The sequence below is a fragment of the Streptomyces canarius genome (genome assembly GCF_014650735.1).
In the GTDB taxonomy this organism is placed as follows: domain Bacteria; phylum Actinomycetota; class Actinomycetes; order Streptomycetales; family Streptomycetaceae; genus Streptomyces; species Streptomyces olivaceoviridis.
The window spans coordinates 36,572-61,844 of the sequence record NZ_BMVN01000026.1 but is presented as its reverse complement, the minus strand read 5'-3'; the positions used below and the strand labels follow the sequence as shown (position 1 = coordinate 61,844).

Annotated in this window: 24 protein-coding genes and 2 pseudogenes; 4 read left to right on the top strand and 22 right to left on the bottom strand. The window is 71.8% G+C overall.

Annotated features, from left to right (window positions below):
- Nucleotides 1–31 precede the first annotated feature (31 nt).
- The 8 genes from IE294_RS30000 to IE294_RS29965 form a co-directional block, all read right to left on the bottom strand.
- Nucleotides 32–1,492, bottom strand: coding sequence for an APC family permease (locus tag IE294_RS30000; protein WP_189891237.1), 1,461 nt, complete (start codon nucleotides 1,490–1,492; stop codon nucleotides 32–34).
- 188 nt (nucleotides 1,493–1,680) lie between these two features.
- Nucleotides 1,681–2,295 (bottom strand): TetR/AcrR family transcriptional regulator, encoded by a 615-nt coding sequence (locus tag IE294_RS29995; protein WP_189891235.1) that lies wholly within the window; start codon nucleotides 2,293–2,295, stop codon nucleotides 1,681–1,683.
- A 28-nt stretch (nucleotides 2,296–2,323) separates the two neighbouring features.
- Entirely contained in the window at nucleotides 2,324–3,169 is an 846-nt protein-coding gene (locus tag IE294_RS29990) for a fumarylacetoacetate hydrolase family protein (RefSeq protein ID WP_189891233.1), read from the bottom strand.
- A gap of 28 nt (nucleotides 3,170–3,197) precedes the next feature.
- Complete coding sequence (locus tag IE294_RS29985; protein WP_189891231.1) at nucleotides 3,198–4,124, bottom strand: 3,4-dihydroxyphenylacetate 2,3-dioxygenase; 927 nt, start codon at nucleotides 4,122–4,124, stop codon at nucleotides 3,198–3,200.
- Nucleotides 4,117–5,580 carry an aldehyde dehydrogenase gene (locus IE294_RS29980; RefSeq protein WP_189891229.1) on the bottom strand — a complete coding sequence of 488 codons (1,464 nt, stop codon included), beginning with the start codon at nucleotides 5,578–5,580 and terminating at the stop codon, nucleotides 4,117–4,119. The genes IE294_RS29985 and IE294_RS29980 overlap by 8 nt, the downstream gene beginning before the upstream one ends.
- Nucleotides 5,581–5,615: 35 nt before the next feature.
- Nucleotides 5,616–6,422 carry an acetoacetate decarboxylase family protein gene (locus tag IE294_RS29975; RefSeq protein ID WP_189891227.1) on the bottom strand — a complete coding sequence of 269 codons (807 nt, stop codon included), beginning with the start codon at nucleotides 6,420–6,422 and terminating at the stop codon, nucleotides 5,616–5,618.
- A gap of 10 nt (nucleotides 6,423–6,432) precedes the next feature.
- Nucleotides 6,433–7,641, bottom strand: coding sequence for an NAD(P)/FAD-dependent oxidoreductase (locus IE294_RS29970; RefSeq protein ID WP_189891226.1), 1,209 nt, complete (start codon nucleotides 7,639–7,641; stop codon nucleotides 6,433–6,435).
- 3 nt (nucleotides 7,642–7,644) lie between these two features.
- The gene (locus IE294_RS29965) at nucleotides 7,645–7,833 is read right to left on the bottom strand and encodes a ferredoxin (RefSeq protein WP_014670403.1); all 189 of its coding nucleotides are present in this window, start codon (nucleotides 7,831–7,833) and stop codon (nucleotides 7,645–7,647) included.
- 337 nt (nucleotides 7,834–8,170) lie between these two features.
- On the opposite strand from IE294_RS29965, the gene IE294_RS29960 reads away from it, so the two are divergent.
- Together IE294_RS29960 and IE294_RS29955 are read left to right on the top strand one after the other, a co-directional pair.
- Complete coding sequence (locus IE294_RS29960) at nucleotides 8,171–9,526, top strand: glutamine synthetase family protein (protein WP_189891224.1); 1,356 nt, start codon at nucleotides 8,171–8,173, stop codon at nucleotides 9,524–9,526.
- Between the two features lie 37 nt (nucleotides 9,527–9,563).
- Nucleotides 9,564–10,856, top strand: coding sequence for a cytochrome P450 (locus tag IE294_RS29955; protein WP_189891222.1), 1,293 nt, complete (start codon nucleotides 9,564–9,566; stop codon nucleotides 10,854–10,856).
- Nucleotides 10,857–10,919: 63 nt separating this feature from the next.
- Here IE294_RS29955 and IE294_RS29950 read toward each other — a convergent pair whose 3' ends face one another.
- Nucleotides 10,920–11,156 (bottom strand): hypothetical protein, encoded by a 237-nt coding sequence (locus IE294_RS29950; RefSeq protein WP_229917415.1) that lies wholly within the window; start codon nucleotides 11,154–11,156, stop codon nucleotides 10,920–10,922.
- On the opposite strand from IE294_RS29950, the gene IE294_RS29945 reads away from it, so the two are divergent.
- Nucleotides 11,131–11,775 carry an Lrp/AsnC family transcriptional regulator gene (locus IE294_RS29945; RefSeq protein WP_229917414.1) on the top strand — a complete coding sequence of 215 codons (645 nt, stop codon included), beginning with the start codon at nucleotides 11,131–11,133 and terminating at the stop codon, nucleotides 11,773–11,775. The two genes, IE294_RS29950 and IE294_RS29945, sit on opposite strands and share 26 nt — an antisense overlap.
- Nucleotides 11,776–11,804: 29 nt before the next feature.
- On the opposite strand, the gene IE294_RS29940 is transcribed toward IE294_RS29945, so the two are convergent.
- The 5 genes and pseudogenes from IE294_RS29940 to IE294_RS29920 form a co-directional block, all read right to left on the bottom strand.
- On the bottom strand, nucleotides 11,805–13,058 hold the full coding sequence (locus tag IE294_RS29940; protein ID WP_189891218.1) for an MFS transporter: 1,254 nt from the start codon (nucleotides 13,056–13,058) through the stop codon (nucleotides 11,805–11,807).
- Nucleotides 13,059–13,245: 187 nt separating this feature from the next.
- Nucleotides 13,246–14,118 (bottom strand): helix-turn-helix transcriptional regulator, encoded by an 873-nt coding sequence (locus IE294_RS29935; protein WP_189891216.1) that lies wholly within the window; start codon nucleotides 14,116–14,118, stop codon nucleotides 13,246–13,248.
- 188 nt (nucleotides 14,119–14,306) lie between these two features.
- A complete protein-coding gene (locus tag IE294_RS29930; RefSeq protein WP_229917413.1) occupies nucleotides 14,307–14,531 on the bottom strand; it encodes a hypothetical protein in 225 nt (74 codons plus the stop codon).
- A gap of 54 nt (nucleotides 14,532–14,585) precedes the next feature.
- Nucleotides 14,586–15,650: a hypothetical protein gene (locus IE294_RS29925; protein WP_189891214.1), complete on the bottom strand. Its 1,065-nt coding sequence runs from the start codon at nucleotides 15,648–15,650 to the stop codon at nucleotides 14,586–14,588.
- Nucleotides 15,651–15,729: 79 nt separating this feature from the next.
- Nucleotides 15,730–15,960 (bottom strand): annotated as a pseudogene (locus tag IE294_RS29920) (alpha/beta hydrolase); the annotation flags it as partial.
- A 105-nt stretch (nucleotides 15,961–16,065) separates the two neighbouring features.
- Here IE294_RS29920 and IE294_RS29915 point away from each other — a divergent pair.
- Nucleotides 16,066–16,581: pseudogene (locus IE294_RS29915) on the top strand (ATP-binding protein); the annotation flags it as partial.
- A gap of 21 nt (nucleotides 16,582–16,602) precedes the next feature.
- On the opposite strand, the gene IE294_RS29910 reads toward IE294_RS29915, so the two are convergent.
- From IE294_RS29910 to IE294_RS29875, 8 genes are all read right to left on the bottom strand, one after another.
- Nucleotides 16,603–16,974, bottom strand: coding sequence for an STAS domain-containing protein (locus tag IE294_RS29910; RefSeq protein ID WP_189891212.1), 372 nt, complete (start codon nucleotides 16,972–16,974; stop codon nucleotides 16,603–16,605).
- Between the two features lie 28 nt (nucleotides 16,975–17,002).
- Nucleotides 17,003–18,223 carry a PP2C family protein-serine/threonine phosphatase gene (locus IE294_RS29905; RefSeq protein WP_229917412.1) on the bottom strand — a complete coding sequence of 407 codons (1,221 nt, stop codon included), beginning with the start codon at nucleotides 18,221–18,223 and terminating at the stop codon, nucleotides 17,003–17,005.
- A 168-nt stretch (nucleotides 18,224–18,391) separates the two neighbouring features.
- Nucleotides 18,392–19,108, bottom strand: a complete 717-nt coding sequence (locus IE294_RS29900) for a GntR family transcriptional regulator (RefSeq protein ID WP_189891210.1) — start codon at nucleotides 19,106–19,108, stop codon at nucleotides 18,392–18,394.
- Between the two features lie 167 nt (nucleotides 19,109–19,275).
- Nucleotides 19,276–20,817, bottom strand: a complete 1,542-nt coding sequence (locus tag IE294_RS29895; RefSeq protein ID WP_189891208.1) for a sugar ABC transporter ATP-binding protein — start codon at nucleotides 20,815–20,817, stop codon at nucleotides 19,276–19,278.
- A complete protein-coding gene (locus IE294_RS29890) occupies nucleotides 20,814–21,890 on the bottom strand; it encodes an ABC transporter permease (protein WP_189891206.1) in 1,077 nt (358 codons plus the stop codon). The genes IE294_RS29895 and IE294_RS29890 overlap by 4 nt, the downstream gene beginning before the upstream one ends.
- Nucleotides 21,887–22,963 carry an ABC transporter permease gene (locus IE294_RS29885; RefSeq protein WP_189891204.1) on the bottom strand — a complete coding sequence of 359 codons (1,077 nt, stop codon included), beginning with the start codon at nucleotides 22,961–22,963 and terminating at the stop codon, nucleotides 21,887–21,889. The genes IE294_RS29890 and IE294_RS29885 overlap by 4 nt, the downstream gene beginning before the upstream one ends.
- On the bottom strand, nucleotides 22,960–24,048 hold the full coding sequence (locus IE294_RS29880) for a mandelate racemase/muconate lactonizing enzyme family protein (RefSeq protein ID WP_189891202.1): 1,089 nt from the start codon (nucleotides 24,046–24,048) through the stop codon (nucleotides 22,960–22,962). Before IE294_RS29880 ends, IE294_RS29885 begins: the two co-directional genes overlap by 4 nt.
- A 35-nt stretch (nucleotides 24,049–24,083) precedes the next feature.
- Complete coding sequence (locus tag IE294_RS29875) at nucleotides 24,084–25,175, bottom strand: substrate-binding domain-containing protein (protein WP_189891200.1); 1,092 nt, start codon at nucleotides 25,173–25,175, stop codon at nucleotides 24,084–24,086.
- Nucleotides 25,176–25,273 lie beyond the last annotated feature (98 nt).

Below are 25,273 nucleotides of genomic sequence, written 5' to 3'. Positions count from 1 at the left end.
GACGGACGGGCGGGCGGGCGGCCACCCGGTGTCAGCGGGCGTCGGGGGTGGTGCGCCGTCGCCTGAGGCGTTCGTTGGCCACTCCGAGCGCCAGCACGACGGGCACGGACAGCACGAGCCAGAACGCCGTGCTCGCCTCGCCGCCGATGAGGGTGGTGAAGTTGGCCAGGATGAGCCAGATCGCGCCCGCGAGGCCGAGGGCGCCGAGGACGGGCGCGATCAGCGTGTTCCACATCCGGCCGTCGACCCGTCGGCGGCGGAAGAACACCACCACGGACACCGAGGTCAGCAGGTAGAGCAGCATCATGGCGAGGACGGCGAGTCCGCTGAACCAGGAGAAGAGGGTGAGCACCGGATCCTTGCCGGCCAGCGCGAACGGCACGACGAGGAGGACGGCGATCACGGTCTGCACACAGCCCGCGGTCCACGGGGCGAGGCGGCTGTTGAGCCGGCAGAGGCAGACGGGCAGCTGGCGGTCGCGGCCGAGGGAGAACAGATAGCGGTTGGCGGAGTTGTGGAAGGTCAGGATGCCGGCGAACAGGGAGGTGGCCAGGAGGATCGGCAGGACGTCGTTGATCCAGCCGCCGAACTGTCCCGCTATGGGAGCGAAGACGAACCCCGCGGAGTCGCCGCTCGCCAGTGCCGTGCCCGCGGCTGCCGGCGCCTTGGACGCGCCGTAGGCCGAGATCAGCATCCAGGAGGTGAGGGCGAAGAACACGGTCACCACGATCACCGACAGATAGGTGGCCCGCGGCACCGTCTTCTTCGGCTCCTTGGCCTCCTCGCCGTAGATCGCGGTGGCCTCGAAGCCGAACATCGACGCCACGGCGAACATCACGGCGACGCCGGGGGCGCCCTGGAGGGCCGCCGCCGGGGAGAAGCTGTCGGCCACGCCCAGTCCCTCGGGGCCGCCCCCCTTGAACAGGGTGACCAGGCCGAAGACCAGCAGGATGCTGAACTCCGCGAGCACGAAGACGGCCAGGACCCTGGCCCCCATCTCGATCCCCGCGGAGCCCAGGGCCTGGACCACGGCCATGGTGACCAGCGTGCACACCCACCAGGGCACGTGGAGTGGGGTGTGGTCGGCCACGAGCCCGCTGACGATCGAGCCGTACAGGCCGTACATCGCCGCCTGGATGACGCAGTACGCGAAGAGGGCGACGCTCGCGCTGCCCGCCCCGGCGGTCCGGCCCAGGCCGGTGCCGATGTACGTGTAGAAGGCGCCGGCGTCCACGACGTGCCGCCCCATGGCGACGAAGCCGACGGAGAAGAGCAGGATGACGGCCCCGGCCAGCAGGTAGGCCGCCGGGGTCCCCGATCCGTTGCCGAGGGCGACGGAGATCGGGGCCGCGCCGGCGATTCCGGTGAGCGGGGCCTGACCGGACAGGACGAAGAAGAGGATGCCCAGGACACCCAGGGCGTTGGGTTTGAGCGTGGCTGTAGTGGGGGCGTCCCGTACGGTCCGCTCGGCGGAGGCCGTCTGACTGTCCACTCGGATCACCTGCCAGAGAAGGGGAGGATCGTTTCAGGCCAAACGAGTTGCCTCATCGTGGGGCGGAACTATCCGTTTGACAAGGGGTTGGGCGCAGGGAATCCCCGGGAGAGCGCATTCTCACCTCGGCGTGACACGGGGCGGCCCCACCGCCCGCCGCCTGCGCGAACGATCCGACGAGAAGCCGGTCAGCTCCCGGCCGGCCCCTCGGCCAGTCCGCGCAGCAGGGTCCTGAGCTCGTCGAGCGCCTCTTCGGTGACCTCGCGCTCGCCGAAGACGAGCTGGTGCAGCACCAGGCCCTCCAGGGCCGCGAAGACCAGCCGGGACGTGCCGCGGCTCACCGGGGCGGGGAGCATGCGGGACAGTTCTCGCCGGGTGGCCTCGAAGTACTCCTCGTACAGGCTGCGCAGGTGCGGCAGCAGCTCCGGCCTGCGCCGGGCTTCGAGGAGCAGCTCGTACTGGAACGCCTGGAGCTCCGGACCGCTGTCCACCATGTCCGTGAGCCCGCCGGCGAAGTCGTCCGGGTCACCGGTGCCGATGTCGAGCGTGCTGCTGGTCAGCGAGGTACGGACGGCGTGGGTGACGGCTTCCTCGATGAGCGCGTCTCGCGAGCCGAAGTGGTGCACGACCAGGCCGTGGGTGACCCCGGCCTCCTCCGCGACCGCCCGGTAGGTGAGCTTGCGCAGCCCGCCGCGGGCCACCACGCGGACGGCGGCGTCCAGCAGGGCGGCCCGGCCCGTCCCGTAGTGGTTGACGCGCTTGCGGGGACGGCGCTCGCCGGCGGGCTCGACGGAGTCGGTCATGACGCCGACCCTACCGGCGGCGGTCCGGTCAACGCCTGGGCGGCCTGATGCCACGGAACTCCCAGTCGCCGCCGAGCGCGGTGGACAGCACCTCCTCGGATTCGGTGGGCTGGGCCCCCACGTCGGTGCGGATCGCGGTCGGGCCGGTGACGATGTGGTTGGTGAGCCGGCCGAGGCCCTCGACCTCCACCTCCACGACGTCGCCGGGCTCCACCGGCCGGGAGTTGGCGGGGGTGCCGGACAGCAGGACGTCGCCGGGGTACAGGGTGATGGTGCGGGCGATGTCCGCGACGAGGTAGTGCATGTCCCACGTCATCTCGTCGGTGGAGCCGTCCTGGACGACCTCGCCGTTGACGTAGGTGCGCAGCCTCTTGCCGCGGAAGTCCCAGTCGGTGACCAGGCCGGGGCCGAGCGGGCAGAGGGTGTCGGAGCCCTTGACCCGGAGCATGGAGCCGGCGTCGGTGTCGCGGAAGTCGTGCAGGCCGTAGTCGTTGGCGACGGTGTATCCGGCGATGTACCGCCCCGCCTCGGCCGGGGCGATGTTGCGCGCCGTCCTGCCGATGACGATGGCGACCTCGCCCTCGTAGTTGAGCCACTTGCAGCCCTCGGGCCGGACGATGGCGCCCTGGTGGGAGTTGAGGGCCGAGGTCGGCTTGTGGAAGTAGGTCGGGGTGCCGGGCAGGCCGATCTGGAACTCCTCCACGCGGCTGCGGTGGTTGAGGTGGACGGCGATCACCTTGGAGGGGACGACCGGAGGGAGGTGCCGCGCCTCGTCGGCCTTGACGCGGCGGCCGTCTCCGGCGACCAGTTCGTCACCGTCCCGGACGGTTTCCACGGCGGCGCCGTCGAGGAGGATGCGGCGGTATTCGGGCATGTCGGTGCTCCTGGAGGACGTGCGTCGGCTAGATACGGCTGTGAGGGGTGCGCGGGGCGGGCAGGCCGGTGCCGGTCCAGCCGTCGGCCGGGCGGTCGAACCAGAGGTGGACCTGGCCGGTGCCGATCGAGTTCTCGTACTCGCCGTACTGGCGGGCCCGGGCGACGCACGCCTGCTCGCCGAGGGCGCCGGCCATCATCAGGTAGTGGAAGAACCTGGCCTCGGGCCGGTACTTCCAGAACTCGTCCATGGTGTCGAGGACCTTGTCGTGGCGGCCCTCCTTGAACCAGGCGATGCGCTCGGAGTCGGCCTCGCGTGCCTCGGGTGTGAAGATGTGCGCCGGGTCGCTGGACTCGTGGTCGCGCAGCTCGCGCAGCGGCCAGAAGGTGTGGGAGAGCGCGCCGGAGGCGATCAGCAGCACCCGGCGGCCCGGCGTCGCGGCGATGCCGTCGGCCAGGGCCCGGCCCAGGCGCAGGTGGTCCTCCATGTCGCCGGTCTGGCAGACGCCGATGGTCACCCACCGCTTGTCCGGCAGGCCCTCGCCGAGGAACTTCCACAGGTTGATCGTGGCGTAGTAGACCGGCAGGTACTCGTCGTCGATCGCGGTGATCCACGTGCCGTGCCTGTCGGCGAACGAGGCGATGTTGCGGGCCAGTTCGGGGTCGCCGGGGAAGTCGTACGGCATCCGGCACATGCCCCGCGGCAGCTCCTCGGAGGTGAACAGCCCGGCGCGGCGGCCCTGCGCGGTGACGACGAACTCGACGGTGGTGGCCCAGTGCGAGTCGAGGACGACGACGGTGTCGTAGTCGTCGCGCTCGAAGACGTCCTCGCGGAGCTGCTCCAGGCCGGTGACGAGGGTGATCTCCTTGCCCTCGTTCAGCTCCAGCCGGGTCTCCCTCGGGAGCACGATGGTGGGGACGTGCGCGAGCAGGCCCGCCCCGACGATCTCACCCATGGTCCTTGAATCCCTTCGGCGCGGTGACGGTGTTCTTCACGTCGCAGTAGAAGTCGAAGCTCCAGGTGCCGCCCTCACGGCCGACGCCGGACTGGCGGGAGCCGCCGAAGGGGGCCTGGAGGTCGCGGACGAAGAAGCAGTTGACCCAGACGGTGCCCGCGACCAGTTGCGCGGTGACGCGCTCGGCGCGCTCGCGGTCGCCGGTGGCCACGGTGGCGGCGAGGCCGAACCGGGTGTCGTTGGCGAGCCGGACCGCCTCCTCCTCGGTGGTGAACGTCTGCAACGTCAGGACGGGGCCGAAGACCTCCTCCTGGACGATCTCCGCGTCCTGCGCCACGTCCGTGAGCAGGGTCGGCGCGTAGTACAGCCCGTCCCCGCGGTGGCCGCCGACGACCGCGCGGGCGCCCGCCGCGAGGGCGCGCCGCACGAAGCCGTCGATCTTCTCGACCTGGCGGGGGTGGATGTTGGGGCCGATGTCGGTGGCCTCGTCGCGCGGGTCGCCCTGCTTGAGCCGGGCCGCCTTCTCGGTGAAGCGGGCGGTGAACTCCTCGGCGACGGCGTCCTCGACCAGGATGCGGGTGGCGGCGAGGCAGACCTGGCCGGCGTTGTCGTACTGCTCCACCGCGAGGTCGACGGCGAGGTCGAGATCGGCGTCGGCGAAGACCAGCAGCGGGGACTTGCCGCCGAGTTCGAGGCTGAGGGGCGTCAGGTTGGCGGCGGCCGAGGCGGCGATGCGCTGCGCGGTCGGGACCGAGCCGGTGAAGCTGATGCGCCGTACGTCCGGGTGCGAGGTGAGCGCGTCACCGATCTCGGAGCCGTAGCCCTGTACGACGTTGAGGACGCCGGCCGGGAGTCCGGCCTCGGCCGCGATGTCCGCGAGGAGGGAGGCCGTCAGGGGGGACCACTCGGCGGGCTTGAGGACGACCGTGTCGCCGGCCGCGAGCGCGGGGGCGACCTTCCATGTCGCCAGCATCAGCGGCGCGTTCCACGGGGTGATCAGGACGCACGGGCCGGCGGGGTCCCAGCTGACGTGGTTGGTGTGCCCGCGCGTCTGGAAGTCCTCGTGGTCCAGTCGCAGCAGCCAGTCGGCGAAGAAGCGGAAGTTGTGGGCGACCCGGGGCATCACCCCGCGCCGGTGGGAGCGCAGGAGGGCGCCGTTGTCGCACGTCTCGACGATGGCCAGGTCTTCGAGGCGCTTGTCGACCCCGTCGGCGATGGCGTGCAGGATGCGGGCGCGCTCGGCGCGCGGGGTGGCGGCCCAGCCGGGGAAGGCCGCCTTGGCGGCGGAGACGGCCGCCGCGGCCTGAGTCGCGGTGCCGCGGGCGATCTCGCCCAGGGTGCTGCCGTCGATGGGCGAGACGTCGGTGAACGTGCCGGCGGAGGCGACGCGTTCACCGCCGATCCAGTGCCGGGTGTCGACGGCGACCCCGGCGACGGTGGTGAGGTGTGCGCTCATGGTGCTGGGCTCCTGGGGGTGGGTGCGGTGCGGGATCACTCGGCGCCGGAGGTGTTCGACTCCAGCAGTCGGCCGCCGTCCCAGACCACGCCCACCTGCCGGTAGTACGCGGCGATCGGCTCGCGGACCTCCAGCCGTGCCAGTTCCTCGGTGGGCGAGTCGAACAGGTCCAGGTCGGCGTCGCCGATCCAGGGCTGCCCGCCCTCGAAGGAAGCGGCGCCGGACTCGACCAGCTCGTCCAGGGCGAGGCCCTTGCCCTTCTCGATGGAGGGCAGCCAGCGGTGGTGGGCCATCGGGTGGCCGTTGACGAAGCCGTTGGTCTCCGCCGGCTCGCGCAGCGTGACGACGGCCTGGGCGAGGCGCCGGTCGGCGGCGGCCAGGGTGGCGCCGAAGCGGGCCCCGGCCTCGATGCGGGGGGCCGGCCCGTAGGGGTGCGGGCGGGTCTGGTGGATGGAGCCGAGCTTCTTCGGGTACCCCTGGTGCAGTCCGCGGGCGATGGCGAAGTCCTTGTCCACCCAGATGTGGACGCAGCGGCTGTAGGTCTGCCCCCGGTACATGCAGCGGACGACCGCGAAGGCCTCCTTGTACTGGGAGCGCACCGGGTCCAGCAGTTCCTCTCCGGAGGCGGCGCAGGACTGCCAGTCGGCCCAGACCAGCGCGACCGCACCCGGGTCGTCGTCGGCGAGTTCGAGCGGCTCGGGGAGCAGTTCACGCACCCGGGCGGGATCCGTGCGGTACTCGACGGTGAGCAGGTCGCCGGAGTAGCGCCAGGGCGGGGAGGGGATCAGCGACGAGGCACCCGTCGCCGTCTTGGGGAAGAAGTATCCACGAACGCTGGTCACTTGGGGTTCCTTACGCGGTGAGGGCGGGCTGCGCGAGCAGTTCGGCGCGGTAGCGGGCGGCGGCTGCCGCGGCGGCCGGGCCGCCGAGGGCGACGACACCGACGAGGCGGCCTGCGGTGTGGTAGCCGGCCACGACGTCCCCGTCCGGGTCGCCGTCCAGGACGCGTACGTCGTCCTTGCCGAGGGCGGGGGCACCGAAGGACTGGAGGCGGAAGTCGTGCTGGTCGCTCCAGAAGGTCGGCAGCGGCGCGAACCGCGCGGGTCCGGCGTCGCCGCCGCCGAGGTGGGCGGCGAGGACACGGGCGGCGTGCTTGGCGGTGTCCGTGGGGATCGACCAGTGCTCGACGCGGCGCGGTACGCCGTCGTAGCGGGCGTTGGGGAAGCGGGCGACGTCGCCGACGGCGACCACGTCGGGGCGTCCGCCGGCCCGCAGGTGCCCGTCGGTGAGCACGCCGTCCGTCAGGTCGAGGCCGTTGCCGTCGAGCCACTCGGTGTTGGCGAGGGAGCCGACGCACTCGACCACGACGTCCGCGGCGAGGACCGTGCCGTCGGCCAGGACGACGCCGGTGACCCGGTCGTCGCCCTCGAACCCGGTGACCCCGGTGCCGAGGGCGAAGCGGACACCCCGCTGTTCGTGCCGGCTGAGCAGCGCCTTGGCGAGCTGGTCGCCCAGGGGGCCGACCATGGGCAGCGGCAGCGGGTCCACCACGGTGACCTCGGCGGCGCCCAGGGCCACGGCGGTCGCGGCGACCTCGCAGCCGATGAATCCCGCGCCGACGATCACCACGCGCGCTCCCGGCCGGGTCAGCGCCTCGCGCAGTCCCTGGGCGTCGGCCAGCGTGCGGACCGTGTGCCGTCCGGTGACGGGGCCGGGGCAGCGCAGCCGCCTCGGGCGCATGCCCGTGGCCACGACGAGTCCCCGGTAGGCGAGGGCCTCGCCGTCGTCGAGTGTGACGACACGGCGGTCCAGGTCGGCCGCGACGACCTTGGTGCCCAGCCGCCAGCGCACGTCCGCGACGCTGGCCCGGGGCCGGAAGGCGAGCGACTCGAACGGGGCCTTGCCGGCCAGCACCTCCTTGGACAGCGGCGGCCGGTTGTAGGGCATGTGGGGTTCGTCCCCGACGAGGGTGATCGGCCCGTCCCAGCCGGCGGCGCGCAGCTGCTCGGCCGCGCGCAGGCCGGCCATGGACGCGCCGGCCACGACGACGGTCGCGCTCATGGCTCAGTCCTCGATCCGGATGGCCTGGAGCGGGCAGACGTCGGCGGCCTCCTCGACCTCGTCCCGGAGCGCGTCGTCGGGGTCGGGGACGTAGGCCAGATGTCCGGCGTCGTCGAAGCGGAAGACGTCGGGTGCCGCGAAGACGCACTGGCCGTGGTCCTGGCACTTGTTCATGTCGACGACGACCTTCATGGCCGGTCCTCCTGGTGCTGAGGGGGGCGTCGGGGAGAGGGAAGAGGGGCCCGGACCGTGCGGGCCGGGCCCCGGCCACAGGGGTACGGATCGCCCGCACCCCCAACTCGTTTGGCTTCAAACAACATAGGAACGGGCCGGGCCCTGGTCAATAGCTATCCGCATGGATAAATTTCTGCGACAGGACCCTTGCGGGAAGGTGACACCCCTCCCTACCGTTTGGCCTCAAACAAGCCGGCGGCCACTGCTCCTCTCCGCAGTCCGGGGCCGCCGCCCCCTCCCCTCCCCCAGCGCTCCGAGCTCTGGGAGGCGCCCCCTTCCCCTTGAGGAGACACCGGTGAGCGCATCCGACACCTCACCCGTCCACCACCACATGGAGCGGCTGGCCGCCGAGGGCATCGACGTGGTCCGGGTGACCTATCCCGACCTCATCGGCACCGAACGCGCCCGGGACGTCCTGCTCGACCATCTGCCCGCGGCCTGCGACCACGGGCTCGCCTTCTGCCGTGCCGTCTACCACACCAGCCCGCAGGGTGACGTGGTCCCGGTCTCCGGGGGCCTGGACGCCGGTCTGCCCGACATCTGCGTGCGCCCCGACCTCGGCACCCTCACCGCCCTGCCGTGGGAGCCCGGAGTGGCCACCTGCCTGGGCGACGTCACCGACCCGGCCACCGGGGTGGCCGCCCCGGAGTCCCCCCGCGACCTGCTGCGCGCCGTCGTCGACCGCTGTCACGAGCACGGGCTGCGCCCGGTGGTCGGCCCGGAACTGGAGTACTTCCTCTGCGACGCCGCCCCCGGCACCCCCGCCGGCTGGCACCGCTACGACCAGGCGGCGGGCGTCGTCTACACGGCGGGCCTGCGCGCCGACGGGGACAACCACCTGCTGCGCACCCTGCGCCTGCTGCGCGCCATGGACCTCGGCGTCACCAGCGGCAACCACGAGTTCGACGGCTCGCAGTTCGAGATCAACCTGACCCACTGCGACGCCATGGCCGCCGCCGACCGCGCCTTCCGCTTCAAGGCGGCGATCAAGGAACTGGCCCGCAGGGAGGGCCGCCTCGCCACCTTCATGGCCAAGCCCTTCAACGGCGTCGGCGGATCAGGATTCCACCTCCACCTGTCCTGCGTGGACGACCGGGACGACAACGTCTTCGACGACCCGTCCGCCCCCTACGGCCTCTCCGCCACCGCCCGTCACGCCGTGGCCGGCATCCTCGGCCACGCCCCCGCACTGGCCGCGCTGGCCAACCCGACGATCAACTCCTACAAGCGCTTCGGCCCCGACACCCTCGCGCCCTGGCTGATCGACTGGGGCCTGGACAACCGCAGCGCCATGATCCGCATCCCACCGGAGCGCGGCTCGGGCTCCCGTCTCGAACTGCGCCTCGGCGACGCCAGCGCCAACCCCTACCTGCTGATCGCGGGGACCCTCGCGGCGGCACTGCTCGGTGTGCTGGCCGGCGAGGAGCCCCCCGCACCGCTGGAGGGCTACGGCTACGACACCGCGAAGTCCGCCGTGCTGCCCATGGGCCTGCCCGCGGCCCTCGACGCCCTGGAGACGGACACGGCGCTGGCCGAGGTGCTCGGCAAGGACTTCACCACTTCCTACCTCGCGTACAAGCGCGACGAGGTCGCGCGCTTCCAACGGCACGTCACCGACTGGGAGTTCACCGAGTACGCCTACCACCTGTGACGCCGGCCCGCCCAGGACACCGAGGAGCACACAGCCCATGACCACCACCGCCCGGTCCGTGACCGACGCCGTACGCGAGCCGCTGCCGCTGGCCGACGTCGACCTCGCGAACCTCGACCACTTCACCGACGGCGTCACCCCGTGGCGCATGTTCCACACCCTGCGCCACGAGGCCCCCGTCCACTGGCAGCCCGAGGAGGCGCCCAACTCCGGCTTCTGGTCCCTCACGCGGCACGCCGACATCGCCCGCGTCGACCGCGACGCGGAGACCTTCACCTCGACGAGGTTCGTCAACCTCGAAGAGGTCGACGACGACCAGATCAAGAAGCGCGCCTCCATCCTGGAGCTGGACGGGGTCCGCCACCGTGCCCTGCGCAGCCTGCTCCAGCGGCAGTTCGGCGCGAGCGTCATCAACAGCTACGCCGACTTCCTGCGCGGTCTGACCGCGACCACCCTGGACGCGGCCCTCGCCAAGGGCACCTTCGACTTCGTCAAGGAGGTCTCCGCCGACTTCCCCATCAACGTCCTCGCCCGGCTCCTGGACGTGCCCCCGGAGGACAACCAGCAGCTCATCGACTGGGGCAACCGCATCATCGGCAACACCGACCCCGACTACGCGGACGTCCTGCTGCACAGCGAGGAGAGCGAGAAGTACCGCGACCTGCCCTTCCGCTCCCCCGCCTCCCTGGAGGTCTTCGCCTACGGCCGCGAGCTGGCCCGGCAGCGACGCGGCGGCACCGGCACCGACCTGATCTCCAAGCTGGTCAACGAGACCCCGCGCGACGGCGTCCCCCTGTCCCCGCAGGACTTCGACAACTACTTCCTGCTCCTGGTCGTCGCCGGCAACGAGACCACCCGCCACACCATCACCCACTCCATGCTGGCCCTCATCCAGCACCCCGAACAGCTAGCCCGCCTCCAGGAGGACCCCTCCCTCATCCCGACGGCGGTGGAGGAGTTCCTGCGCTGGGCCTCCCCCGTCTACCACTTCCGCCGCACCGCCACCCGCGATGTCGAACTGGGCGGCAAGCGCATCAAGGAGGGCGACAAGGTCGTCATGTGGTTCGCCTCCGGCAACCGCGACGAGGAGGTCTTCGGCAACCCCTACGACTTCGACGTGACCCGGCAGAACAACGACCACATCACGTTCGGCAAGGGCAGCCCCCACCTGTGCCTGGGCAACCTGCTGGCGCGCACGGAGATCCGCATCATGTTCGAGGAGCTGATTCCCCGACTGGCGGACATCAAGCTGGCCGGGGACGTCCCGCGGGTCCGCTCCAACTTCGTCAACGGCATCAAGAAGCTGCCGGTCGAGGTCACTCCGGCCTGACGGCCACAGCGGCCCGGCCCGCGACATCATCGAGGTCTTCCGCGAGTCTTCCGCGACCGTCGTTCACCGCTCTCCGCCGAAGTGGGGGATGCGGGCGGCGGTCGCGGGGACGTAGGGCGGCCAGTCACCGGCCGTTCCGGCGGCGACGAACTGGGCGAGAGCGCTCGCGAACACGCGGCCCAGCGCGCGCTGGGCATCGCCGGCACCGGCGAGTACGGGGCTGTCGGGGTAGGCGTCGAAGGTGTCGAAGAGGAAGGGCAGTTCGGCGCAGTGGGTGGCGCCGCGAGACCTTCCTCCCACGCGACGTCGAAGTGCGACCCCACCATGCCCAGCTTCTCCAACTGCTCCGACCTCGCACGTCCTGCTCCGGGTCTTATCGGCCGTCTTCGACTGGAGCGGCGGCCTGCTGACGGAGGCCGAACTGGCCGAGCTGCGCCCGGACACGCCCGCGGCACCCACCCGTGCCGTCCTCCAGTCCCTCGACCACCAGTTGATCAGGGCCCTGACCGGGGACGGGCGAGCGTCCTGCACCGACCTCGCGCGGCGCGTCGGCACCACCGCGCTCACCGCCCGCCGCCGGGTGGAGGCGCTGGTGGGTGGCCAGGTGCTCAGGCTCGCGACCGAAGTCGATCTGGCCCGGCTGGGCGTCCGCGCCGAGGCGCTCCTGTGGGTCACCGTCGCGCCCGGCGCAGTGGAGGAGACCGGGCAGCAGCTCAGCCACCACCCTCAGGTCCGCTTCACCACGGCCACCACCGGCTCCGCCAACCTCCTCGTGGCCGTCGCGGCAGCCGGCCTCGACGCGCTCCACCGCTTCCTCAGCGACACCGTCGGCGCCGTCGACCACATCACCGCCCTGGAGGCCACCCCCATCCTGACGGGGGTGAAGAGGACCGGCCTGGTCCGGCCGGGAAGCCTCTGAGCGGGGAGGACGCGGCCTCCTCGTACGGGTCAGCTCCGCGCTGGTTCCGCCGTGCGGTGGGAGGCGGCCAGCAGGCCGAGCGGCAGCAGGGCCGCCAGGGCGAAGGCGAAGCCGGTCAGCGACGGGCCCTTCAGGCCCAGGCCGGAGGTCAGGGCGACGCCGCCGAGCCAGGAGCCCGTGGCGATGCCGACCTGGAACGCGGAGGTGGCCAGGGCCATGGGCAGGAACCGGCCGGTTCCGGCGATGCGGACGACCTCGCCCACCACGACGGGGTTGTTGGCGAAGCCGGCTCCGCCGAGCAGCACGACCAGAACCACGGCCACGGCGCTGTCGGTCGCCCACAGGGTGATGGCGCCGAGCAGCGCGCAGGTGAGGGCGGTGGCCGGGATGAGCGTGGCGTAGGGCCGCCGGTCACCGAGGCGCCCGCCGGCCGTGGTGCCGGCCAGGGCGCCGACGCCGTAGCCGAGCAGCGCCAGCGGCACCGCGGCGGTCGCGAGGTGGGCGCGGTCGGTCAGCAGCGGGGCGACGTAGCTGTAGGCGGCCATGATGCCGGCCTGGATGAGCGCGATGGCCAGGTAGACGAGCCACAGGCGCGGATGCTTGAGCGCGGCCGTCTCGGCGCGCAGGGAGGTGTCGGCGCGTGTGGTGTCGGCCGGGATCCGGCGGGCGATCACGAGGGCGGCGGCCACGGCGAGAGCGGCGAGCATCCAGAAGGGGGCCTGCCAGCCGGACAGTTGGCCGGCCGCCGTACCGAGCGGGACGCCGACGATGTTGGCGAGGGTGATGCCGCCGACCATCACGCCCATGGCGCGGGTGCCGGCGGCCGGTCCCGCGGCGGCGGTCGCCACCACCGCGCCCACCGCCCAGAAGGTGCCGTTGCCGAGCGCGGCGGCGAACCGGCCGATGAGCGCGAGGGTCAGGTTCGAGCTGAGCGCGCCGACGACGTGACCCGCGGCGAAGACCAGCAGCGCGGCGACCAGGGCCGAGCGACGCGGCAGGCGCCGGGTCGCCATGGACATCACCGGCGCGCCGATCATCATGCCGACGGCGAAGGCGGTGATCAGCGTCCCGGCGCTGGAGACGCTGACATCGAGGGCGCCGGAGATCTGCGGCAGCAGGCCGGAGACGATGAACTCACTGGTGCCCATGATGAACGCGACGGCACCCAGCAGCCACACCACCGGCGGCAGCTTGGCCTTTCCGCCGGGCGCCGCCGTGCCGCTGTCACCCGTGGGCGGCGCGGCGGACGAGGTGTCCGGCTTCGTGGACGAGGGGGAACTCACTGACGGTCCTTCCAAGAGAGCAAGAGCGGCGGCGCCGGCCCCGGTCGTCCGAAGGGGTTCCGGCGAGGCGGCATACGCGCCGAGTGCGGGCGGGGCCCTTCCGGCCCGCCGCAGTCCACGAAACCAGCCGCCGGGCCCGGCAGGCAGTCACCCTTGTGAGGGGTAACGGCAGGGACCCCCTCCCGCGTCAGCCCTCGGTGTGGGCCTGCGCCGCGGCCTCGTCCTGTGTGGCCGCCCAGCTCGCCAGGAGCTTCAGGGCGTCCGCGGCCGGGGTGCCGGGATCGGCGCTGTACACGGTGATGGACAGCCCCTGGTCGCCGGACAGGTCCAGACTTTCGTGCACCAGCTCCATCCCACCCACCGCCGGGTGGTGGAACCGCTTGGTTCCCTCGGTGAAGACGTGCACGTCGTGCGCCCCCCACAGCGTGCGGAAGGCGTCGCTGCGGGTGGACAGCTCACCGATCAGGTTCGACAGCTCACGGTCGTAGGGGTGCTTGGCGATCTCCACCCGCAGGACCCCGACTCCGTCGCGGGCCACGCGCTCCCAGTCGGGGTAGAGACGGGTGGCGCGGGGGTCGAGGAAGACGAACCGGCAGGTGTTGGCCGGCTCCTGCTCGAACACCTCACCGAGCAAGGCACGGGCGAGCGGATTCGCGGCCAGGATGTCCATGCGGTTGTTGCGCACGTACGCCGGCTGGTCGTGCAGACCCTCGATGAGGCGCAGCATGCTGGGCCGCACGGTGGCCTTCTTCGGACGACGCCGGACCCGGGCCGGGGTCGCGCTCGCCGCACGGGCCAGGGCGTAGAGGTGGTCCCGTTCGATGTCGTCGAGCCGCAGGGCCTGGGCCAGGCCGTCCAGGACGCTGTCGGAGACTCCGCTGAGATCTCCGCGTTCCAGGCGTGTGTAGTACTCGACGCTCATCCCTGCGAGCATCGCGACCTCGCCCCGGCGCAGCCCGGGCACCCGGCGGTGCCCGTACACCGGCCGACCCCCCAGTTCCGGCGTGATCCTGTCACGACGGGTCCTGAGGAATGCGCTCACTTCGGCCCGATTGTCCATGCCGCCCAGCCTAGGGAGACGGCGCGGGCCCTGGGGGTCCCTGTCAGTACCCCCGTCCGAGGGCCCGCTCGACGCGTTCCAGGTCGCCCCGCGCCGTGGAGCACCGTCCCACAGCCTGCTCAGGAGGGTGCGCGCACCACCCGTCGGGCCAACTGCCGCCCTCGGGGATCAGCTGAGGCACCGGGTCCTCAGGACACGCCGACGGAGCCCGAGCCGCTCCTGCCGTCTTCCGGCCCGGTGAGCCGGGTGGCGAGGCGGTAGGCGACGGTGACGTCGCGGTACTCCTCGCCGGGCACGATCCTGTCGGGCAGGCGGGTTCGGTCGCTGTGGCTCGTCGACTCCCGCTCCCCGGTGCCGGGGAAGCGGACGGCCGTCGTGGGTTCCTCCGCGAATCGGAGACGCTCGGCGTGCACCGTCGACCGGAACGAGATGTCCCACGCCCGGCTCTCCGTTGCCGCGCCCCCCGTTCAGGGCGGCTCCTCCCGCTCCTCGGTGGTGCGGTGGCGACGGGGCCGGAGCGCCGGCTTGCCGTCCTCGGTGCGCGCTCGGCGCGCGCGGGTACCTTCCTGGTCCCGGACGGCCCGGCGCCGGCCCTCCGCGGGCTTGCGCACCGCACCCCGTCCGGCGGACTCGGTGCGATGCGCGGCGCCGCCCGCCGCGTGCGGGACGTCCGCGATGCCGCGTCCGCCGTCCCGCGCCGCCTCGGCCGCCGCTTCCGTCACGCCTGAAGCCGTGTCGGCCACCTTCCCCGTGGCGGCGCCGACCTCCGCCCCGGTCTCGCCGACGACCCGGCTCGCCGCACCGCCGGCCTCCTCCACCACCCGCCCGGCAGCGGTGCCCACGCCCTGAACGGCGCTTGCGGCCCCCTGGCCGATGTCCTGGGCCACCGAGCCGACGCCGTGACCGACGTCCTGTACGGCGGCCCGGGCGCCCAGGCCGACGTCCTGGACCGCCCTTCCGGCCCCCGTACCCAGCTCTCCGACGGCCTGACGGGCTCCGCCACCGACGTCCCGCACCGCGGACCCGACCCCCCGCGCCACCTCACGCAGGATCTCCGGATTGCGGTCGAGCGTGGTCAGCACGCGGTTGATGATCGAGGCGACGTTGTCGAGACGCACCCTGAGCTGAGCCTGCGCCTCCACACCCGAGATGCCCAGGTGCACCCGGCCCAGCGCGACATCGGCGCCCACGTTCAGCTTCACCAGGTCGAGCACCTCGGCTTGCAGCGAGACGTGCGCGCGCAGGTCCTCGACGTCCAGGTCGATCTCGTCGACCTTCAGCACCGGAACGTCGAGGAAGACGTCGGGGTCGGTACCGGCGGCCACCCGCGCGCCGGTTGTCCCGGCGCCGGGGACGGCCACGGCCTCATGAGCCGTGGCGGTGCTGCCGTAGGGCTCCGGCTCGACGTCGTACGGCTCGGGCTCGGTGTACTCGTCGATGTCCTCGGTGATGTCCTGGGCGTCGGGTTCCCCCTCGTACGGGTCACGCTCCCCGGCGGCCCCCTCGTCGTTGTCTGCGTTGCCCTGCGCCACCGCGCCTCCCCGAGTCAGCCGTCACTTTCGTCCCATTTTGTTCCAGCAGGGCGATCGGTGCGCGGCGATCGGCGCGCTGTCAACAGCGCTTCCGTGCGGGCTGCTGTGCCGCCGTCCGCTCCGGTGTTTCCGCTCCCCAGAAGGCGAGCAGTGCGCTGACGACTGCCTCGGGAGCCTCTTCGGCCATGTGGTGTCCGGAGTCGACCGGGGAGCCGTCCAGTCGGCCGGCCGCCCAGGGGCGCCAGACGCCCAGCACGTCGCCGTAGCGGCCGGCCATGTCGTCGCGGGTGGCCCACAGCACCCGCACGGGGGGGGCCGGCAACGGCCCGAAGCACTCATGGCCGAGCAGCCGCACCAGAGCAAGGGCCCCATTTGCCCTATTGTCCTGGAGCGGTGGAGTCATACCCGCCGCCTTCGGGCAGCGGACGCCTTCCTGCCCCACGGCCCGTCCGACGACGTGGCCCTTCTGCTGGCCCGTGTGCACGCGCTGCCCGAGGACCGGATGGCGTCCTGGGAATTCCCGTCCGACCCCGCGGCCGTGGCCCGGGCCAGGGCGCTGACCCGTGCCCAGCTCGCCATCTGGGGCATGTCGGAGCTGGACTTCGACACCGGGCTCGTGGTCAGCGAGCTGGTCACCAACGCCGTGCGGTACGGCGGCCCGGGACCGGTGGGCCTGCGGTCGCTGCGCGACGACTCACTGATCTGCGAGGTCTCCGACGGCAGCAACACCTCTCCTCGGATCAGACGCGCGGCCACGACCGAGGAGGGCGGACGCGGCCTGTTCCTCGTGGCGCAGTTCACCAAGAGCTGGGGTGCCCGCTACATGCCGCAGGGCAAAACGGTGTGGGCCGAGCAGATTCCGCAGCCGGAGCAGCCCGCGCCCGAGACGGACGAGCAAGCACCGCTGGCCATGTTCGACGACCCCGGCTGACCCGCCGCCGGTCGCGGCCGGTCAGTCGGGGACGGAGTCCGGGGTGGCGTAGCTGCGCAGTACCTGGTCCGTTCCGGTGAGCGCCAGCATGCGCCGTACACGTTCGCTGGGTGCGATCAGCGCGAGGCGGGCGCCGGTGCTCCGGGCCGTGCGGTAGACCGCGATCAGGCAGGTGAGCCCGGTGGAGTCCAGGAAGGTGACGTCGGACAGGTCCACGAGCACGCTGTGCCCACCGGTGAGCACCAGGGGTTGCAGGGCGTCGGCGAGGTGTGAGGCGGTGTGCAGGTCGAGGTCGCCCACGACCGTGACGAGGTGACGGCCGGTGCTCAGACGGCGTACGTGCACCCGGAGGGTGTGCGGACGATCACGGGAGGCGGGCCGGTCGCTGTTCATGGCCGCCTCGTTCCGCGGGGGCCCGGGTTCACGGGGTCAGCTCCTGCTGGTGACCGCCGCGCCACTCGGTGAGCAGCACGGTGGCGTCGTCGTCGAGCTTGCCGTCATGGTGTTCCATGATGGCGGCCATCAGCCGGCGCAGGGTCTCGTGCAGGGTGTGCCGGCCGGAGTGGTGACGGCGGATGAAGTCGACGAACCGTTCCTGGCCGAATTCCGTCCCGTACCTGTCGCGGGCTTCGACCACGCCGTCGGTGTACAGCAGCAGGCGGTCTCCGGGTTCGAGCTGCTCGGTGGCCGTGGTGACCGGCAGGCCGAGGTCGGCGCCCATGGGGCCGGCCGGGGGGCAGGCCAGTTCGGTGGTCCAGCGGTTGCCGCGGATCAGGATCGGCAGGTGCTGACCACGGTTGATCCAGGTCAGCCAGCCGCTCGCCATGTCCAGGTCGGCCAGGATGCCGGTGACGTAGCGGCTGGTGCCGAACTGCTCGATCAGCGTCTCCTCCACCAACCGGCTGGTCTCGGTCAGCGAGGCACCCTGGCGGCGGGCGTTGCGGCAGGCGGCCACGGCGACGTTCGCGGTGATCCCGGCGGTGGTGTCGTGGCCCATGGCGTCGAAGACGCCCAGGTGGAGGGTGCTGCCGGCCACCGCGTACTCGAAGGCGTCGCCGCCCACCTGGTAGGCGGGCTCCATCACCGCGCCGACGGTGACGTCGTGACCGGCGTAGGCGGCTGGCGGGGTGAGGTTCCACTGCATCTCCGCGGCCACGTTCATCCGCTCCGTACGCACCAGACGCGCGTAGGAGTCGCTGAAGGACCGCTTGCTCAGCAACAGCAGGGCCGTCATCGACGCCAGGTCGCGCAGGGCTTGGCGGACGGGTTCGTCGTCGCTGGCGGTGTCGGCCCGCAGTACACCCAGGCGTTCCACGCCGTCGGTGATGGCCACCCACCACCGCCGCCCGCCCGGACGGTCACGTGTTCCCTCCCAGCCGGGTTCGGCGAGCATGCCCACGCGCCGGTATGCCTGGCCGGGCAGACTGCCCGAAACGGTGAACTCCTGCCCGCGGTCCCCGGCACCCAGCCCCCGACCGGTGAGCCGGCGCAGCACCGTCTCCCGGATGTCCACCACGAAGAGGGCCACGTCGTGCATGCCTGCCACGGCGGCGTGGTCGGCGATCATCCCCGGAAGCTCTTCGAACGTAGCCGTATGACTGGCCTGCATCAGCCGCAACAGCGACGCCGCGCTGTCGGTCACTGCGCCCCTCTTTCCTGGCCGCTCGGGTCATGCCCATCCTCGGGCACCACACGGGTACCCGCTCCCCGGCAGCACGCGCGGCCCGCGGCAGGCATGCGTGCGCCCGCCCGGATCCGGTGGCTCGGACCGATCACGGGACGGTGGTGTCCGGTGCGCGTGCGGCGCCGGTCAGGGCTTTTGGGCCTGGCCGAGCTGGCGCTGGAGGCTCCCGGTGAGGTGCTCCGCCATGGCTTCCGCGGCGCGCTCGGGCTTGCGGCGCAGTATCGCGCGTACGACACGTTCGTGTTCCGCGAGCGTCGGGTCGTCGGCGTTCCCGGCGCTTCGGATGCGGAAGACATGCAGATGGGAGTGGAGCCGCTCCACCGCGTCGGCGAGCAGCGGACGGTGCGAGGCCACCGCGATGGTGTCGTGGAAGCGCTGGTCCAGAGCGGCGAAGCCGCGGTAGTCCGCGTAGCGCCCCGTCGGCCCCGGGTGGGTCTGCATCTCCTCCACAAGCCGCTCGATGGCGTCGAGTTGCTCCTCGGTGGCGTTGGCGGCGGCGAGGGCCGCCGCTCGCGGTTCCAGGAGGAGCCGCATCTCGAAGAGCTGCTCAAGGCCCTCGCGCGTCAGCAGCTCCGTCGCCCGGTACCCGGACAGCGACCTCTTGACCACGAGTCCGTCGGACTCCAGCCTGGCCAGTGCCTCGCGGACGGGCGTGGGCGAGACTCCGAGAGCACGCGACAGCGCTTCGATCCCCACGCGGGCGCCCGGAGCGATCTCATGGTCCATGACCATGGCCTTGATCTGTTCGTAGACGCTGTCCGAGAGAACCTGGCGACCGGCACGGGCGGATCGGCTGCTCCCGGACTCGGGGAGCCCGGCGGAGGAACTGTCATGCTGTGGCATCCGTTCTCCAGTTCCTGCCGCTCCGGGTTGTCGGGACGATGCAGTTTACCGAGGTGAGCACGTTGTCCGGCCCGGGGTCGGCCGGGTTTCAGGGCATGAGGAACACCTGTTCCACCGAGGCCCGCCCTCCCCCGGTGCCGCCTCCCGCACGCACTGTGCCACGCGCTTCATCCCGCCTTCCTCTCCGTGGTCGCCGGGAGCGCACGGTCGTGGATGATGCGGATGATCCGGCCGCTCATCCGTTCGTAGTCCCCGTCGTTGTCGACCTCGCCACGGACGCGGTGGTCGGCCATGACGAGGACACGGTCCGCCAGCGTGATCATCTCGGTCAGGTCGCTGCTGATCAGCAGGATCGGCAGACCTTCGCGGGCCAGCTCCCACAGGAGCCGGTGGAAGGCGTGCTTGGTGCGCACGTCGACGCCCACGGTCGGTTCGTCGACGATCAGCAGGCGGGTGTCGGCCGCGAGCCACTTCGCCAGACTCACCTTCTGCTGGTTGCCGCCTGACAGTTCACCCGCGTTCTGCTCAAGGCCCGAGATGCGGATGCCGAGCCGGTCGACCAAGTCCTGTGCCGCATTCCGCTCCTCGGCAGCGGGAACGTACCCGAGGGCCTTGGCCAGCTTCCTCCACACCGTGACCGTGATGTTCCGGTGGATGGGCTGTTCGAGGAAGACGCCCTCTTCCTTGCGGTTCTCCGTCAGGTAGCCGATCCCGAACTCGTGCAGCGCCTGGCGGGGCGAGGCGATCCGGACCGGGGTGCCGTGCATCCTGATCTCACCGGCGGTGATCCGGTCGAGGCCCAGTACGGCTTTGACCAGTTCGCTGCGCCCGGCGCCGACGAGGCCGTAGAGACCGACGATCTCGCCGGGGCGCACCTCCAGGGAGACGTCCCGGTGGCCGTCGGCGGTGGAGACGCCGTCGAGCGCGAGGACCGGGGCGGCCGTACGGTCCGGGGCGCGTGGCGGCATCTCGGTCGCCGTGTGCGCGCGTCCCACCATCAGGTTCACGATGTCGTCGTGGGTGTGGCCGGCGAGCGGAGAGGACTCCAGCACGGACCGGCCGTCGCGCAGCACGGTGACGGTGTCGCAGAGGGCGAAGACCTCTTCCAGTTTGTGGCTGACGAAGACGACGCACGTGCCACGGGCCGTCAGCCGCCGGACGACACCGAAGAGGCGATCGGCCTCCCGCGGGGACAACGACGCGGTCGGCTCGTCGAGCAGCAGCACCCGGCTCTCGGTGTAGAGCGCCTTCGCGATCTCCACCAACTGCTGCTGGGCCACCGACAGTTCGCGTACCGGCCGGAGCGGGTCCAGGTCCAGGTCCAGCTCGGCCAGGCAGCGCAGGGCGGGCGTGCTCATGGCCCCGCGGTCGACGAACCCACGGCGCGCGGGAGGGCTTTGCAGGGTGATGTTCTCCGCCACCGAGAAGTCGGGTATGAGGTTGCGTTCCTGGTGGACGACGCCGATGCCGGTGCGGGTGGCCTCCAGCGGCGAGCGCAGGCGGACCCCTTCGCCGCGCCAGGTGAGCCGGCCGCCGTCGGGCGCGTGGACGCCGGTCAGGACCTTGATGAGCGTGGACTTGCCCGCACCGTTCTCGCCCAGCAGCGCGTGTACGGATCCGGCCGTCAGGCGCAGTCCGACGCCGTCCAGGGCCCGTACTCCGGGGAAGACCTTGACGATCTCCCGGCCTTCGAGAAGGACGTCGTTCACTGCCCACCTCCCGCGTTCGGCAGGGCGGCGTCGGCCGTCGGTCCCCGGCCGGCCGGTGCCGGCGGGGTACGACCGTGCGCCTTCCCCTTCTTCTCCAGATGCGTCTGGTGGACGCGGCCACCGACCACCGTGCCGAGCACGACCAGGCCGATGAGGAAGTTCACCCAGCTCGGGTCGAGCGAGAACTGGGCGCGCGCGGCGTCGATGAGCCGCATCACGAACGCCGCCAGCACCGTGCCGAACACCGCGACGGAGCCCCCGCCGAGCCCGACGCCGCCGATGATCGGGGCGGCGAAGCTCGGCAGCAGCCAGTCGCCGCCCACGCTGCGGTTGACGCCGGGCAGTGACGCCGTCGCGGTCACGGCGGCGACGCCGACCAGGAGGCCGGACAGGGTGTGCGCGAGCACGATCTGCCGGTCGGTGGAGATGCCGGACAGCCTTGCCGCCAGCGGGTTGCCGCCTGCCGCGAGGAGCCGTCGTCCGGCGGTCGCGCGGTACAGGAACACGGCCAGCAGGGCCGCCACGGCCAGTGCGGTGAGGAACACCAGCGGGAGGTTCAGCGGGGCCGCCCGGCCGAGCGCCTTGAGGGCCGGTGAGTAGCCGTCGACGGTACGTGTGCCGGCCAGCCGGTACTGCGCCCCCAGCAGGATGGTCATCACGCCGAGCGTGACGATGAAGCCGTTGATCCGGGTGGCCACGATGAAGACACCGGTCACCAGACCGACCAGCATCGCCGTGAGGACGCCGGCCGCCACCGCGATGGGTGCCGGGACGCCGCCGTCCGCCATCAGGACGCCCATCAGACAGGCCGTGCAGCCTCCCAGGGCGCCGACGGCGAGGTTGAGCTGTCCGACGCACAGGGCGACCATCTGGGCCAGCCCGATGAGGACCGGCGTGGCCAGGTACTGGAGGAAGGTCCGTACCGAGGGTCCTTGGAAGAACTCGCCCGACGAGGCGATCCCCAGGGCCAGGTAGCCGCCCAGCGTGACGCACAGCAGGGTCATGGTCGTGGAGCGGGAGAAGCGGCGCAGGGCCGCGGAGGTCCGGGCTCCGTACTCGGTGATCGTGATCACGTGGAGCGCACCACCTTGCGGTAGGACACGACGGCGCGCACCCGGTCGGCCGACAGGGCCAGCAGGAGGACGCAGCCGAGGTAGATGTTCAGGCTCTCCAGGCCGACGCCGAGCAGGTCCAGGCCCTTGCGGATGACCGCGACGAGGGAGGTGCCCAGCAGCGCTCCGACCACGCAGACGACCCCGCCGGTGAGAAGGGTGCCGCCGAGGACCGAGCCGAGGAACGAGGGCAGCATGAAGTCGTCGCCGATGGAGGCGCGGAACGTGCCGGTGCTGACAGCGGCCATGAATCCGGCGAGCGCGGCGAGCAGTCCGGACAGGCTGTGCGCGAGGATCACGCGGCGGCCCGTGGGGATGCCCGACAACTCCGCCGCCTTCGGGTTGGCCCCCGTCAGCAGCAGCTCCCGGCCCATCCGGGTGCGGGTGTACAGGAAGCCGAGGCCGACCAGTGCCAGCACCGTGAACTGCGCCATCTGCGGCACGGCCGGGGATCCGCAGACGCGACCGACGCAGATGTCGGCGAGTGAGGCGGAGCGCAGGTCCAGGAGCCCGCCGGGCCGCGTGGTGAAGGCCGCGTTCTCGGTCAGCGCCGAGTAGAGCAGGGAGACCAGTCCCATCAGCGCGAAGTCCATGGCCAGGGTGACCACGAAGGAGCTCACACCGGTCCGGGCGATGATCCAGCCCGTCAGGCCGCCGATGACGGCTCCGGCGAACAGGCAGACCAGGAGGCCGAGTTGGAGCGGAAGGTGGAGCCGGTCGTAGCCGAGGCCGGCGAAGAGGGCGCCGAAGGCCGCCATCCGGCCGACGGCGAGGTTCATGTGTCCCACGGACAGGACGGCCAGCTGGGCGAGCGCCACCACGGTCAGCGTCGAGATCTCCCGCAGCAGGGGGAACAGCACGAGCCGCTGATCGAGGAACGCCGGCCGCAGGGCGCCGAACAGCGCGGCGAGGGCGACGGTGAGCACCAGGAGCCCGAGCCGCTGGTCCACCCAGAACGGCAGCCGCCGCGGGGGGCGCTGTGCGCCGGCCGCCTCGCCGGTCTCGTGTTCCGGTGCCGTGACGGGTGTCCTCATGCCACCCTCCTGTCGTCGATGGCGTCCATGTCCCAGTCGATCCCGATCCCCGGCACGTCCGGTGCCACCGCCCGTCCGTCACGGACCGTCAGCTCGGTGCGGGTCACCGCCCTCAACTGCGGGATGTACTCGACGAACATGCCGTTGGGCACCGCGGCGGCCAGGCTCACGTGCAGTTCCATCAGGAAGTGCGGGCAGACCATGGCGTTGTGGCTCTCCGCCGTGTGCGCGACCTTCAGCCACGGGGTGATGCCGCCGACGCGCGCGGCGTCGACCTGCACGACAGAGGCGGCGCCCGACTCCAGGTAGGTGCGGAACTGCATGGCGGAGTACAGGGATTCACCGACGGCGAGGGGGATTCTCGTCGCGGCGGCCAGGCGGGCGTGTCCGCTGACGTCGTCGGCCGGGAGGGGCTCCTCGAACCAGTACGGTCCGTAGGGCTCAAGGGCAGCCGCGAGGTGGAGGGCCGACGAGATGGTCTGTGACTGGTTGGCGTCGGTCATGATGTGCATGGACGGGCCGACCGCCTCGCGGACGGCGCGCAGCCGCTCGGCGTCCTCGGCCACGTGCGGCTTCCCCACCTTGATCTTGACGCCCGCCCATCCGGCCCGCTGGGCCGCGCGGGCCGAACGGACCAGGTCGTCGGTACTCAGGTGGAGCCAGCCGCCCTCGGTGTCGTAGAGCGGGACCTCCTGGCGGTGGCCGCCGGCCAGCCGCCACAGCGGTTCACCGGCGCGCTTGCACCGCAGGTCCCACAGGGCGGTGTCCACGGCGGCGAGGGCCAGGGAGGTGATGGCCCCGGTGGTGGTGGCCCGTGTCGTGGCGAACAGCCGCTGCCACAACGCCTCGACGTTACGGGCGTCCGCTCCGACGAGGAGGGGCAGCAGGTGCTCCCGGAGCAGGGCCAGGACGGATGATCCGCCGGTGCCGATCGTGTAGGCGTAGCCGGTTCCGCAAAGGCCGTCCCCGGTGGTGATCCGGACGAGGATCGTCTCCTGCTTGACGAAGGCCTGCACGGCGTCCGTGCGGTCCTTCTCCACCGCGATGTCGGCGAGCAGCGCGGTCGCGGTCGTGATGGTGGTCATCGGGCGGGGTCCGCTTTCCGTAGGGCCGTCGGTGGTCACTCGCAGACGAGGAGCGTGTCCGCGAACTCCTTCTTGAGCTGCTCGGTCTTCGATTTCCTGGCCGCGTCGTAGGTGGCCGCGTTCGCCTTCGTGACCACGAACGAACCGGAGTCGATGGTCTGGCCCGGGTGGCGCATGGCGCACTGCTTCGTCTGCAACAGCGCCAGCGCCCACGTGCCCACCTCGGCCTGTCCCACGGGGTTCTGCACGACGGTCGCGGCGACCGAGCCGTCCTTGATCGCGCCGAGGATCTTGGCGTCGTCGTCGATGGCGACGACCTTGGCGGCGGACCCGGAACTCTTCACCGCGTCGGCGGCGGCGACGGCGGGGTTGTAGGCGGTGGTGACGATGCCCTGGATCCGGTCGCCCTTGGCCGCGAGCAGGTCGGAGACCGCCTTCTGCGCGGTTTGCAGGTCCTTGTCGACGTCGGTGATGGTCTGCAACAGCCTGACCTTGCCGCCGGACTCCTTCACCGCCTTGGCCACGCCCTTGATGCGCAGCTGTGTGTTGGCGTCCACGTTGTTGCCGGTGAGGTGGACGAGCGTGCCCTTGCCGCCCATTGCGTCGATCGCGGCCCTGGCCGCCTTGTAGGCGGCGACCTCCACGTCCGTGGACAGGCAGAAGTCGGCCTTGTCGGTGGGGCCGGCCGGGCAGGAGGCGAGCGAGGCCACGGCGAAACCCTGTGTCCTGAGGTCCTCGAAGGTGGTGTTGATGTCGGTGGGCGACACCCCGAAGACCCCGAACGCGTTGTATCCGCGGGCCGCGAGCGTGGAGAGCAGGTTGTCCTGCTTCTGCTGGTCCCACTCGGCGGTCTCGTCGAAGGTCACGTCCCCGAGGCCGTACTCCTTCTTCGCTGCGGCGCCCGCGGCTTTCCAGGGCTGGAAGTACGGGTGGGCGCCGCCGGGCACGAGGGCCACCTTGACGCCCGACCCGTCGGCCAACTCGGCGCTGCCGGTGCCGGACTTGCCCGTTGCGGGGGGCCGGGCGCCGGTGTCGGCGCCGGAGTTCTTGATGGTGCAGGCCGCCGGGGCCGCCAAGAGCACGGCGACGGCAACCCCTGAGAGGACGGAACGGGTCGGGGGACGCATCTCCACCACTCCCATGAATCAAATAGGAAATCGGTACGGCGATGCTTGGCCACCCGACGCTGCGCGTCAACCCCTCGGACCGCACAATCGCTGCCGAC